Source organism: Pseudomaricurvus alcaniphilus (genome assembly GCF_011440395.1).
Taxonomy (GTDB): domain Bacteria; phylum Pseudomonadota; class Gammaproteobacteria; order Pseudomonadales; family Cellvibrionaceae; genus Pseudomaricurvus; species Pseudomaricurvus alcaniphilus.
Genome location: NZ_JAAOIX010000007.1, coordinates 224,262 through 235,794 on the forward strand (window position 1 = coordinate 224,262; position 11,533 = coordinate 235,794).

The window sequence follows — 11,533 nt, forward strand, 5'->3', positions numbered from 1 at the left end:
TCTCACACCATGCGCACCTTGCATCGCTTCTGGCGAATCTTCTTTCTGGCGCTGCGCTATCGCCTCGATGAACTAATGCCGCAACAGCGATTGCCACTGGCCTTGCGCCTGTTGTTCAGGCTGGTCAATTTATTGCCCGCCAACCAGCTCAATCGGGGCCAGAAACTGCGCTACTTTCTGCAGGACCTGGGCCCGGTATTCGTCAAATTTGGCCAGCTGCTGTCCACCCGCCCCGACCTGGTACCGGTGGATATAGTCACTGAGCTGGATCATTTACAAGACAACGTAGCCCCGTTCGACAAGGATCAATGCCGCCAGATCGTCGAGCAGGCGCTGGGGCAGCCGGTGGCGCAACTGTTCAGCAATTTCGAGACCGAGCCGCTGGCCTCAGCCTCCGTCGCCCAGGTCCACGCGGCCCGCCTCAAAGACGGCAGGGAAGTGGTGGTCAAGGTGTTGCGGCCGGGAATCGAGGCCACTATCGAGCAGGATATCGCCCTGATGTATATCCTCGCGCGACTGGTGCAGCGCTACTCTGTGGACGGCCAACGCCTGCGGCCGGTGGAAGTGGTGGGCGAATACGAACACACCATTCTCGATGAGCTCAATCTGCAGCGCGAAGCGGGCAACGCCTCCCAGCTGCGGCGCAACTTTACCGATTCGCCGCTGCTCTATGTGCCGGAAGTGTACTGGGAGTTCACCCGCCGCAACGTTATGGTCATGGAGCGTATTTACGGCATTCCGGTGACCGACCTGAAACAACTGCAAGCGCAAAACACCAATATGGAGTTACTGGCCGAGCGCGGTGTGGAGATTTTCTTCAAGCAGGTGTTCGAGCACAACTTTTTCCATGCCGATATGCACCCGGGCAATATATTCGTCTCCCGCCAGCACCCCGAACAACCGCAATACATCGCCGTCGACCTGGCCATCGTCGGCTCTCTCAGCCAGTCAGACCAGTATTATATGGCGCGCAATATGCTGGCCATATTTCGCCGCGATTACCGCCTGGTGGCGGAATTGCACGTGCAGAGCGGCTGGGTGCCCGAAGACACTTCCATCGGCGAACTGGAGGCGGCCATCCGCACCGTCTGCGAACCGATTTTTGAAAAGCCGCTGAAAGAGATTTCCTTTGGCGCCATTGTCATCAGCCTGTTCCAGACCGCACGCCGCTTCCAGATGCAGGTGCAGCCGCAACTGGTGCTGCTGCAAAAAACCCTGCTCAACATCGAGGGGCTGGGGCGCCAGCTGTACCCCGACCTGGACCTCTGGAAAACCGCGCATCCGTTCCTTGAACAGTGGATTCAGGAGCGTTATCACCCCCGCAACCTGGTCGAGCAGCTGAAGCGCTACGGCCCGGAACTGCTGGAACAGGCGCCGCAGATGCCGCACAAGCTGTCCGCCGCACTGGACCACCTGCAGGAGCTGGCCGAAGTCGCGCCGCAACTGCAGCAGGCGGCCCGGCAGATCAATCAACAGCAGCAACAGCAGCGCCGGCGCCGGCGCCAGACCCTGTTGGCCCTGGTGGCCGGAGCTGCGGCCATCGGTACAGTCCTGCCGGTGCAGGCCATCAGCCTCGACAGCATCGCCCCGCAGACCTGGCTATTGACCGCCCTGTGCTGCTGGCTGCTGCTGAGAAACTAGGCGCTGCTGCGACTGGCGCGAAATTGCCACCTGCCGAAGAGAGACGGGCAGGTCCGGAGCGCAAACGGCGCCGTTATCCAAAGCCCCGGCGATGGGGTAGAATAACAGGATTGAATCAGTAGCGAGGCCGGCGTGAGCGCAACTTCTTTTCTCGACAGTATCCGCTGGACCGCAGAGGGCCTGGTGCCGGCCATTGCCCAGGACGCCGCCAGCGGCCGTATTCTGATGATGGCCTGGATGAATCGCGAAGCCCTTAGCCTGACCGTGAGTCGGGGTGAAGCCGTCTACTGGTCGCGCTCCCGGAACCAGTTGTGGCACAAGGGCGAGACCTCCGGCCACACCCAGGTGGTGAGTGAAATTCGGCTCGACTGCGATGCCGATGTAGTGGTGCTGCAGGTGCAGCAGCAGGGCGGTATGGCCTGCCACACTGGCCGCGAGTCCTGCTTTTACCGGGTCCTGCGCGACGGTGAGTGGGTCGCGGTGGACCCGGTGATCAAGGACCCCAGGGAAATTTACGGCTAGGGCGCATACCAGCCCCGGCAGCAAGAGTTGTGTTTATGACAGATCGTTCAAATAGCAAACCACTGGCCAACGACGATGTATTGGCCCAGCTAACCCGAATCCTGGCCGAGCGTAAAAACGCCGCTGACAGTGACAAGTCCTACGTCGCCAGTTTACACAGCAAGGGTCTCAACAAGATCCTGGAAAAAGTGGGAGAGGAGAGCATTGAAACCATCATCGCCGCCAAGGATGCTGCCATTTCCGGCAACAACCAGGATGTTATCTACGAAACGGCGGATCTTTGGTTTCACTCGCTTGTCATGTTGTCCCATCTGGGCGAAGATGCCAGCGCTGTGATGCAGGAGCTGGCGCGGCGCTTTAATATGTCGGGCCTGGAAGAGAAAGCGGCGCGAGCCAAATAAATTCAATTGTAGGAGAGTGCTGTAATGGGCATTGGTGGTATCAGTATCTGGCAACTGTTAATTATTCTGGCGATCGTCATCATGTTGTTTGGAACCAAGCGCTTGCGCAACCTGGGTGGCGACCTGGGCTCAGCGGTAAAGGGCTTTAAAAAAGCCATCGACGATGATTCGGACAAGGATAAAGTAGAAAACAAGACTGACCAACCCGCGGAGAAAGTCATCGAGGGTGAAGCGGAAAAAGTGAATAGCGAAAAGCAACCCCCCAAGTAAGCCGCCCGCGTGTTCGATATCGGTTTTTTCGAGCTTTTGATTATCGGTGTTGTCGCCCTGTTGGTAATAGGCCCGGAGCGATTACCCGAGACCCTGCGTACCCTGGCCCTGTGGTGGGGGCGGCTCAAGCGCGGCCTGCAATCGACCCGCACCGAGCTGGAGCAGCACCTGGGCGCCGACGATATTCGCCGGCAGCTGCACAATGAGGACATCATGCGCCAGTTGCAGGCCACCAAGCGCGACATGGAGAGCTTGCTTGATGGCGACCCCGGCAAGTCTGCTGCAAAGCCTGCTTCAGCACCGTCCGATACCCGGCCCGAAGCCGATAAATCCGACGCACCTGCAACTCCGGCCGCGGCAGCAAAACCCGCCAGCCCGGCCAGCGGCGGCGCGGATGACAAGGGGTCGGCCTAAGACCGCAATTTGATGACCACAGAACCCACAAACGACGCGGAAATGTCCCTGGTGCAGCACCTGATCGAGCTGCGCAACCGCCTGCTGCGCATCCTGCTGATTGTCACCCTGATCTTCGCTGGCCTGTTTTATTTTGCCAACGATATCTACACCTTTGTCTCGGCCCCGCTACAGGAGTTGCTGCCTGCCAACAGCACCATGATTGCCACCGAGGTGGCGTCGCCGTTCCTGACCCCCTTCAAGCTGACATTTTTTATCGCCCTGTTCCTGGCCATGCCTTTCGTGCTCTACCAGCTGTGGGCGTTTATAGCGCCGGCCCTCTACCAACGTGAACGCCGGCTGGCGCTGCCCATTCTAATCTCCAGTATCCTGCTCTTTTACAGCGGTATCGCCTTTGCGTACTTCGTGGTCTTTCCCCTTATTTTCGGCTTCTTTACCAGCGTTGGCCCCAGCAATGTCACCGTGATGACCGATATCAGCAGTTACCTGGACTTTGTCCTGAAGCTGTTTTTTGCGTTTGGGCTGGCGTTTGAAATCCCCATCGCCGCGGTCATCCTGATCATCGCCGGGGTCATCTCCGCCGACGACCTGGCCAAAAAGCGGCCCTATATTGTGGTCGGCTGCTTTGTCCTGGGCATGCTGCTGACGCCGCCGGATGTCATCTCCCAGGCCCTGCTGGCCATACCCATGTGGATGCTGTTTGAGGTGGGGCTGCTGTTTGGCCGTATCCTGACCCGCAAGCCGGACAGCCCGGCGGAAGAAGATCTGCCGGAAAAACACTAACACTGAGGCCTGGCGACCACTAACGCAGCCGTCCTAACCGGAGAGGGCGTTACCGGGCGCTTGCTTCAGGTTTCCAAGAGGAAGGTTACCGGACCGTCGTTAACCAGCGCTACTTGCATATCCGCCGCAAACACGCCACTGGCGACTCGGGGGTGGCGACTCGCCAGCTCGGCCACAAAGCGGTTATACAGCGCTTCCGCCCGCTCCGGCGCTGCCGCACTGGAAAAGCCCGGGCGCAAGCCCTTGCCAGTGTCAGCGGCGAGGGTAAACTGGGACACTACCAACACCCCGCCTTCGATATCCGCAACGCTCAGGTTCATCTTGCCGTCGGCATCCGGGAAGACCCGGTAATTAAGCAGCTTGTGCAGCAACTTGTCGAGGCTGGCCTCGTTATCCTCGCGCTCGACCCCGAGCAGCAATAACAGGCCGCGATCAATGCGGCCTACCTCTGCACCGGCCACCCTGACGCTGGCCTCACTGACCCGCTGAATCAAACCTTTCATCTAGCGCTTCGCCCGAACTGTGTTGCCGGGCTCAGGCCCGGGTCGGGTAGTCGTCGGCAAAGCGCCGCGCCATGGCCCGGGTCGCTCGAACCAGACCGTCGACAATGCTGGGCTCGCGGGAGGCGTGGCCGGCATCGCGAATGATGTGCAACTCCGAATCGTGCCACTGGTGGTGCAGTGCCTGGGCGTTGTCCAGCGGGCATACCATGTCGTAGCGGCCGTGGACGATGATGCCCGGGATCCCGTCCAGGTTTTTGACGTTGTTGAGAATCTGGTTTTCCTCCAGAAAACTCTGGTTGATAAAATAATGGGCTTCGATGCGCGCCAGTGACAGGGCCCGGTGCGGGTCGCCAAACGATTCGATCACGTCGGCATTGGGGCGCAAGGTGGCACAGTGCGCCTCCCACAGCGACCAGGCCTTGGCACAGGCCATCTTCGCCAGCTCGTTGGCACCGGTCAAGCGCTCGTAGTAGGCCTTCACCAGGTCGCCTCGCTCCTGCTCCGGGATGGGCTGTAAAAAATCTTCCCAGTAATCCGGAAACACCAGGCTGGCGCCGTATTGATAGAACCATTCGATGTCCTGGCGGCGGCAGAGGAAAATACCGCGCAAGATCATTCCCATAACCCGCTGCGAGTAGGTCTGGGCGTAGACCAGGCTCAGGGTTGAGCCCCAGGAGCCACCGAACAGCAGCCAGCGCTCAATACCCAGGTGCTCGCGAATCCTCTCCATATCGGCGATCAGGTGCGCGGTTGTATTGGCGCTGAGCTCGGCGTGGGGTGTGGAGCGGCCGGCGCCGCGCTGGTCGAACAGGATGATGCGATAGCGACCCGGGTCGAAGAAACAGCGGTCCTGGCGGGAGCAGCCGGCACCGGGGCCGCCGTGCACGAACAGTACCGGAATACCCTCGGGGTTGCCGCTCTGTTCCAGGTAAATTTCGTGACCGTCACCCACTGGCAACATTTGGGTTTGATACGGTTTAATATCGGCATATAGTATGTGCAAGACGACCCCCTGTGTCTCGTTGGCAGGTTCTTAAACTGCGGTATTACCGAGTGTAACGCAATTGACCCTGCCGGGAATACAGCTGTCCTGCATGCCAGACGGACCGACTAACGGACCCAACTCCAATGACCGAGAAACGCTGCCCCTGGTGCCTGGGCGATCCGCTCTACCAGGATTACCACGATCGTGAGTGGGGCAGTCCCTGCTACGACGATCACACCCTGTTTGAGTTCCTGTTGCTGGAGGGCGCGCAAGCGGGGTTGGCCTGGATCACCGTCTTGCGCAAACGGGAAAACTACCGCCAGGCCTTCGACCATTTCGATGCCGAGCGCATCGCTCGCTACAGTGAGCGCAAGCTGGAGAAGTTACGCAACAATCCCGGGATTATTCGCAATCGACTGAAAATTGCCAGCGCGGTGCAGAATGCCCGTGCCTACCTCGCCCTCAAAGAGCAGCACGACTCTTTTGCCAGCTATCTGTGGCAGTTTGTCGACGGCGCCCCGATCCAGAACCGGTTCCAGTCATTAGCGGAGTTGCCCGCCGCCACTCCCGCCTCCGAGCGCATGAGCAAGGCCCTGAAGCAGTCCGGTTTCAACTTTGTCGGCCCTACGATTTGTTACGCCTTTATGCAGGCTACCGGCATGGTCAACGATCACCTGGTGAGCTGCCCCAGGCATCAACAGGTGCAGCAGCAACACAAAAGTGTTCCTGATTTGCCCTGCAGATAAGCCGGCTAGCGGCGATAGTCGATATAATTTTATATTGTAGCTCTTGGGACATCAGTTCTTAATCCGGCCTGGCTGCAGGGACTTGCTTTCAAGACTCGCCGTACACCCGTCCATGGGGGCTCCACGACAGCATCCATGCTGTCGAGGGTCTTGAAAGCAAGCCCCCGCAGCCAGACCTACCGTAGTGCCAGCTTGGTGATGATTAGCTTCGCTGGAGATAAAAAACATCTGAATCCAGCTTGCTCACCCGGGGCAGAATCAATCCAGAAATGCATTACCCGAAGCACTCGCTATGCTTGCGGGGTAAATCCCTGGAGGCTCTCTGTCGCCTCACCCCAGGGTGCCCTCTCTTCAAGCTTCGCTTGAATTCACTTTGTCCCTGGCGACAGAAGGCCTGGCTTGATCCTGCCCAGAGCGAGGCTCCACCGCAATGCCAGCTCGAGGATCACAACAACAACTCAACTCCGGCCACCGCATCCAGCGACTCGCTGTGATCGGGCAGGCAGACCAGCAGTTGCTCTTTGTCCACTCGCAGTTCGTCGATCAGGTAGCGGCGCAGGCCGTTGCTGCGCTGCTCGCCCAACTGGCGCAGCTGATTGGCCAGTTCCGCCGGGTCCATGGCCGCCAGTGCCTCGGCGGGGGTCAACGGCGGTTGCGGGGCGCTCTGTTCTGCCGTCGTCCCGGCAGCGGGGCTTGGGTCGCTGGCTACCGGCCCGGCCGTACCTGGCAGGGCCGCGGCGGATTGCTGCGCGGCCACGGCCAGGCGCCGGGCATCTTCACCATTGGTGACGCCACAGACTTTTAATTTCACTTTTTCTTTCTTGGTCAAGATAGAGGCGATTTTGGTGGCGTACTCGCGGTTTTTGTCTTCCAGAGCGGCCTCCCCGGCAGCGAAACTCATCGGCTGCAAGCGCACTTTGCTCAGCTGTTCACCGGCAAATTTTGCCACCGAGAAAATGGTGGAGTAGGGCTGCAGTAAATTCTTCAGGACGGAAATGGAGGCTTTTTTCATGGCGCCACCCAGTGCCCGGTTGATGATGTTGTTAAAGTCGACGCTGGGGTCGTCCAGGGCACCGCTCACCGGCACCTGCAATTTGATCCGGTTCTTGTTGTCGCGCAACAGGTCCAGCGCCTGGTCGAGGGGCATGGCCAACTGATTGGCAAACTTCAGCGCCTTGTCGTCGTTGGCGGCGCGCAGGCTCAGCTGGTCGATGCGAATCTTGTTGTCCAGCGCCAGCTTGTTGGCACTGATTTTAATGTTCGAGTTCAGGTCGAGGGTGCCGGCTTCCAGCGCGTAGCCGGTGGTGCGCTTGCTGTAGCCGCTGGCCTGCAGGATCTGGTAATCCTTTAAGTCGGCCTTCAGGTCGACACTTTTGCCCTGTAAATTGAAGTCACCCGCCAGTGCCAACACCGCTTCGTGGGTCAGGCCGAGGGTGGCTTGCAGCTGGGCATTGCCGCTGCCGGTGAGGTCAAAGTTGTTGACCTGGAATTGCCTGACTTCAATGGTTTCCCGCAGCGCCGGGCTAACGCCCCGATCCTCAATCGACACCCGGACCTGGGGCCCGATGCTGATCTCGGCCACGGTTAATTGCATCGGCGCCGCTGCGTCGTCGGCTGCGGGGGCAGTGCCTGGCGGCTCTTGTTGTGGCTCGACTGGCAACTCGACCTGGGCCTCGGCCAGCACTGTTGGCGACTCGCTGGCCTGCGGTGCGGCTGCCGCAGCCTGCAGGGGCAACAGTTGCGGAAAGTCGCCCTTGGCCCCGCGCAACAGGTGGATCTCGCCACGGGGCAGCGACACCCGCTCAATCGCGACCAGCAATGGGTCTTGCGCTTGCTGCGGCAGCGCCAGCTTCAGGCCGCTGACGGTAAACGCCGCGTCGTCGATCAGGGTCTTTTGTTTGGCCGTGCTGGCCGGCAGAAAGACCAGCCCCTCACCGCCGAGCGCGGCCAATTGCAGCTCCCCGGGCGCCTCTGAACCCAGCGCCACAGCGTCGATATTGGCCTGGGCCAGGCTCAGCAAGTTGGCTTCTGTGCGCTGGTCCAGCAGTTGCAATCCGGCCAGCACTGCGCCGCTGCGGGTGCGATAGTTGAGCTGGCCGGTGTTGTCGGCGGCCGCGTCTATATCCAGCTCGGCGCTCTCGGCCAGCACCCGATAGGGCTCCGCCAGCGCGTCGAGACCCGTCAATTGAATACGGTTGTCAGTGACCAGGTTCCAGCCCTGCCCCTGCAGGCCCAAGGTTATCTCCGACCCCAGGGTGCCGCGCTGCAGTTGCAGCTGGCTCTGGTCGCTGGCGGCGTCGGCCAGGCGCAGCTGATTGACGGCAAAGGCCAGCGTCGCCCGGTAGTCGAGTCGCTCCGACATATCGAGGTCGCCGTCCAGGGTGAGGGTCATTTTTTGCGCCCCCAGCTGGCGCGGCGGCAGCAGCGCCCGGGTGTCGGCCAGCTCGATCTCATGGCGACCCGCCAGCGACCAGCCATCGGCTGTCAAACCCAGCTTGGCCCGGGACTTTATCTGCACCCTGGTCGACAGCTCGGTGCCAGATTCCGGCAAGTTCAGGTCCACCAGCTGCAGCGCCCCGCTGAAGCTGGCCTCACTGCCGCTCTGGGTGTCCAGGCCACTGAGGGTTAAGGCCTGAAGCTTTACCCGAGTATGCAGTTGCGCTGTTTGCACCAGCAGCTGCACATCCTCCACGCTGATGCTGCGCAGGGCCAGGTGCCAAAGGTCTGGCTCCCCGGTTTCCGGCTCCGGTTCTGCCACCGGGCCCGGGACCAAAACGATGCCATTGATCTGCAATTGGCCATCTTCAGCCTCAACCAGCGCCAGCTTGAATCCCGCCAGGGCAACTTTCTCTACCGTTATTTTCTTCGACCACAGGTCCCGCAGCGAGACTCGTGCTTGCAGCAGCTGCAACGCGAATGGTTCGGCGCCCTGCTGGAAGGAGACATCCTTGATTTCGGCAAAGCCCGTGTAGGGGTTCACCCACAAGCGACCAATCTGCACCTCGCTCAGGCCCTGCTCCTGTAAAAATCGCTTGCCGGCGAATTTGGCGCCCTCCGACACCAGTAATGGCACCAGTGCCAGGATCAGGAGCAGGACAATAACTGTGTTGCGGGCGATGCGCAGGCTTCGTTTCATATTCAGGCTTTGACAATTTTATTGGGTTTGGTGACGTTCAGCGCTACCCAGTGGTATTTGCGCTTTGGACCGAGAGTGCCGCTGCCTTTTCCGGGAGTGTGGTGGCAAGTACCCTGGTGCGGGCAATGATGCGCCAGAATCTCAGCTCGCTATATATTAAGCAACAACTATAACTGTAAGGCCAGCCTGAAGAGGCTGCGGCGGTCGGAGTGATCAAGCCGCTGGCCCGGTCAGTGCAGGTCCTTGGCCGGGCCCGGTCGAGCCAGTTCCGAGTTACCCAAATCCACCTCCAGGACGTTATCGGCCTGACGCAGTGGCTGTCCTACCATCTCATCGTAGGCGCTGCGCTGATGCAATACCAGTCGTTGCGCCGGCACTGCGGCCAGTTGCGCCTGCAAGTCGAGCTTGTTGTGACTGCGCAGGAACTTGCCTTCCACATCGGTGACGTAGTACTCCTCGCCGGCGATAATTGCCGACACCTGGTAGAGGCACAAGTCGAGGGAGTGAATAATCAGCTTGTCGACCACGGTGATGTTTTGCAATTGCTGGAGCGTAATTTTCATGGGTTGACGTCCGGGAGGTGGGGCCGGCATTGGCAGGTTAGTCAGGGCACTACAATAAATACGCGGGCCAGCGGCTAAAGGTTTAACCCGGCCCTGATTAGCGCAGCCGACCCACCACCGCTCAAGCGTGCAGCAGGGTCCAGGCACCGATGGCAATAAAGCCCACCCCGGCTACATAGTGCAACACCTTCTCGCTGATATAAGCCGACAGCAGGCTGCCCGCCAATACGCCGATGGCCGAGGCGACAATCAGCGCCGCTGAAGCCGCCAGAAACACAGTAACCTTGCTGACCTCTTTATCGGCCGCAAACAGCATGGTGGCGAGCTGGGTTTTATCACCCAATTCGGCAATAAAGACCGACGCAAATATCGCGACGAATATTTTCCAATCCATAGTATTCCTGTTAACTCCTAAATCTGTTGAATCAATATTGCTACAAGCCCTTACCCAAAGGCACTACCCATAAACATTGCCCCTAAACATTGCAAGCCTGCAAACAATAGAACTTCTGGACAATAATGTCTTCTGGCAATTGCCTGACCATTTGCCGGGATTGCAAGCTTGCCGCTGGAGCTTAACTGCTCTCCAGCCATTCCTGCACATGACGGAACACTTTCTGCCGATACTCCACAGCTTCGTTACACAATTGATGCCGCCCCCCGGGGATAATAACCAGGCGATTGTGGGGGAATTTTTTCCGTATAAGCGGCACGTTATAGCGGAAATCCACCGTCGTATCTTCATCCCCCTGGATAATGGTGATGGGTTTGTTGACCCGCGGCAAGCTGCGAAACGCCTTGATCCAGCCGGCCATCGCCACTGCCCAGCGCATGGGGGTAACGCGGGTCTGCAATGGGTCATCCTCACGCACAAACGCCATAAAGCCCTCGTCGTGGGAGTTGAGCGCGAAGGTGCGCGGTATCTTGCTAGCCAGCGAGCGATAGAGCGGCAGTAGCCACCCCGTCCAGCGCCAGTTGGTCGGCCGCACCAGGGGCGCCAGCAGCAACACCTTGTCAATATCGCTGTCGACCACATAGGTCGCCAGGTAATCCAGCCAGACCGCAGCACCCGTACTCTGGCCAACGCCGTGCCAGGGTTTCGGCAGCACGTGACGACAGCGCCGAATGCACACCGTCAATACATCCCGGTACTGGTCGAAGGATTCGATGCTGGCCTGGGTGCCACTGCTGAGTCCGTGACCGGGCAAGTCAAACGCCACCACGGCCCAGTTTTGCTGCAGGAAAAAACGCACCGGGTGCTGCATCAGGCCGACACTGTCGGTAAAACCGTGCAGCAAGAAGATGGTACCCCGGGGCTTTTCCGGCTGCCAGATATGCACGGCCAACTCGAAACCGGCGGCGCAAAATTTGCCGAAGTTATAGCGCTGGCAGAGTCCCTCGCAACGAAAATTGATGTGGTAATGATCGAGGTAGCTTTGCACCGGCTCCGAATCCAGCCACGCTTCCTGATCCGGCAAATCGGCAAAGTTTAACAGCGGCAGTGTCGCCGCCAATTGCTGCAGGGATTCCAGGGTCGGTTTCATGCGCTGCACGCGGTGATAAATAAAG

General features: G+C 59.5%; 13 protein-coding genes. 7 read left to right on the forward strand and 6 right to left on the reverse strand.

Annotated elements, in window-relative coordinates; genetic code table 11:
- Window positions 1-9 precede the first annotated feature (9 nt).
- The 6 genes from ubiB (at window position 10) to tatC (ending at window position 4,031) form a co-directional block, all read left to right on the forward strand.
- Window positions 10-1,641 (forward strand): ubiquinone biosynthesis regulatory protein kinase UbiB, encoded by a 1,632-nt coding sequence (gene ubiB, locus G8764_RS14765; protein ID WP_166165429.1) that lies wholly within the window; start codon window positions 10-12, stop codon window positions 1,639-1,641.
- Window positions 1,642-1,773: 132 nt separating this feature from the next.
- Entirely contained in the window at window positions 1,774-2,163 is a 390-nt protein-coding gene (hisI, locus tag G8764_RS14770; RefSeq protein WP_166165430.1) for a phosphoribosyl-AMP cyclohydrolase, read from the forward strand.
- 35 nt (window positions 2,164-2,198) lie between these two features.
- Window positions 2,199-2,564: a phosphoribosyl-ATP diphosphatase gene (locus G8764_RS14775; protein WP_166165431.1), complete on the forward strand. Its 366-nt coding sequence runs from the start codon at window positions 2,199-2,201 to the stop codon at window positions 2,562-2,564.
- 24 nt (window positions 2,565-2,588) lie between these two features.
- The gene (gene tatA / locus G8764_RS14780; protein WP_166165432.1) at window positions 2,589-2,834 is read left to right on the forward strand and encodes a Sec-independent protein translocase subunit TatA; all 246 of its coding nucleotides are present in this window, start codon (window positions 2,589-2,591) and stop codon (window positions 2,832-2,834) included.
- 9 nt (window positions 2,835-2,843) lie between these two features.
- Window positions 2,844-3,248 (forward strand): Sec-independent protein translocase protein TatB, encoded by a 405-nt coding sequence (tatB, locus tag G8764_RS14785; protein WP_166165433.1) that lies wholly within the window; start codon window positions 2,844-2,846, stop codon window positions 3,246-3,248.
- A 12-nt stretch (window positions 3,249-3,260) separates the two neighbouring features.
- The gene (gene tatC, locus G8764_RS14790; protein WP_166165434.1) at window positions 3,261-4,031 is read left to right on the forward strand and encodes a twin-arginine translocase subunit TatC; all 771 of its coding nucleotides are present in this window, start codon (window positions 3,261-3,263) and stop codon (window positions 4,029-4,031) included.
- A 65-nt stretch (window positions 4,032-4,096) separates the two neighbouring features.
- Here tatC and dtd read toward each other — a convergent pair whose 3' ends face one another.
- Window positions 4,097-4,534 carry a D-aminoacyl-tRNA deacylase gene (gene dtd, locus G8764_RS14795; protein ID WP_166165435.1) on the reverse strand — a complete coding sequence of 146 codons (438 nt, stop codon included), beginning with the start codon at window positions 4,532-4,534 and terminating at the stop codon, window positions 4,097-4,099.
- Window positions 4,535-4,565: 31 nt separating this feature from the next.
- Window positions 4,566-5,537: a prolyl aminopeptidase gene (pip, locus tag G8764_RS14800; protein WP_166165436.1), complete on the reverse strand. Its 972-nt coding sequence runs from the start codon at window positions 5,535-5,537 to the stop codon at window positions 4,566-4,568.
- A 125-nt stretch (window positions 5,538-5,662) separates the two neighbouring features.
- Here pip and G8764_RS14805 point away from each other — a divergent pair, with 125 nt between their 5' ends.
- Entirely contained in the window at window positions 5,663-6,265 is a 603-nt protein-coding gene (locus G8764_RS14805) for a DNA-3-methyladenine glycosylase I (RefSeq protein WP_166165437.1), read from the forward strand.
- Between the two features lie 445 nt (window positions 6,266-6,710).
- On the opposite strand, the gene G8764_RS14810 is transcribed toward G8764_RS14805, so the two are convergent.
- The 4 genes from G8764_RS14810 to G8764_RS14825 all read right to left on the reverse strand — a co-directional run bounded on the left by G8764_RS14810 (window position 6,711) and on the right by G8764_RS14825 (window position 11,508).
- On the reverse strand, window positions 6,711-9,401 hold the full coding sequence (locus tag G8764_RS14810) for a DUF748 domain-containing protein (RefSeq protein WP_166165438.1): 2,691 nt from the start codon (window positions 9,399-9,401) through the stop codon (window positions 6,711-6,713).
- A 230-nt stretch (window positions 9,402-9,631) separates the two neighbouring features.
- Complete coding sequence (locus tag G8764_RS14815; protein WP_166165439.1) at window positions 9,632-9,964, reverse strand: DUF6482 family protein; 333 nt, start codon at window positions 9,962-9,964, stop codon at window positions 9,632-9,634.
- A 121-nt stretch (window positions 9,965-10,085) separates the two neighbouring features.
- Window positions 10,086-10,358 carry a TMEM165/GDT1 family protein gene (locus G8764_RS14820; protein WP_166165440.1) on the reverse strand — a complete coding sequence of 91 codons (273 nt, stop codon included), beginning with the start codon at window positions 10,356-10,358 and terminating at the stop codon, window positions 10,086-10,088.
- Window positions 10,359-10,539: 181 nt separating this feature from the next.
- Window positions 10,540-11,508 (reverse strand): alpha/beta hydrolase, encoded by a 969-nt coding sequence (locus tag G8764_RS14825; RefSeq protein ID WP_166165441.1) that lies wholly within the window; start codon window positions 11,506-11,508, stop codon window positions 10,540-10,542.
- Between the last annotated feature and the right edge of the window lie 25 nt (window positions 11,509-11,533).

What these genes read in the sequence shown, in the direction of transcription:
- ubiB (WP_166165429.1), top strand. Translation starts at nt 10, where the DNA reads ATGCGCACCTTGCATCGCTTCTGGCGAATCTTCTTTCTGGCGCTGCGC.
- G8764_RS14775 (WP_166165431.1), top strand. Translation starts at nt 2,199, where the DNA reads ATGACAGATCGTTCAAATAGCAAACCACTGGCCAACGACGATGTATTG.
- tatA (WP_166165432.1), top strand. Translation starts at nt 2,589, where the DNA reads ATGGGCATTGGTGGTATCAGTATCTGGCAACTGTTAATTATTCTGGCG.
- tatC (WP_166165434.1), top strand. Translation starts at nt 3,261, where the DNA reads ATGACCACAGAACCCACAAACGACGCGGAAATGTCCCTGGTGCAGCAC.
- dtd (WP_166165435.1), bottom strand. Translation starts at nt 4,534, where the DNA reads ATGAAAGGTTTGATTCAGCGGGTCAGTGAGGCCAGCGTCAGGGTGGCC.
- G8764_RS14805 (WP_166165437.1), top strand. Translation starts at nt 5,663, where the DNA reads ATGACCGAGAAACGCTGCCCCTGGTGCCTGGGCGATCCGCTCTACCAG.
- G8764_RS14810 (WP_166165438.1), bottom strand. Translation starts at nt 9,401, where the DNA reads ATGAAACGAAGCCTGCGCATCGCCCGCAACACAGTTATTGTCCTGCTC.
- G8764_RS14815 (WP_166165439.1), bottom strand. Translation starts at nt 9,964, where the DNA reads ATGAAAATTACGCTCCAGCAATTGCAAAACATCACCGTGGTCGACAAG.
- G8764_RS14820 (WP_166165440.1), bottom strand. Translation starts at nt 10,358, where the DNA reads ATGGATTGGAAAATATTCGTCGCGATATTTGCGTCGGTCTTTATTGCC.
- G8764_RS14825 (WP_166165441.1), bottom strand. Translation starts at nt 11,508, where the DNA reads ATGAAACCGACCCTGGAATCCCTGCAGCAATTGGCGGCGACACTGCCG.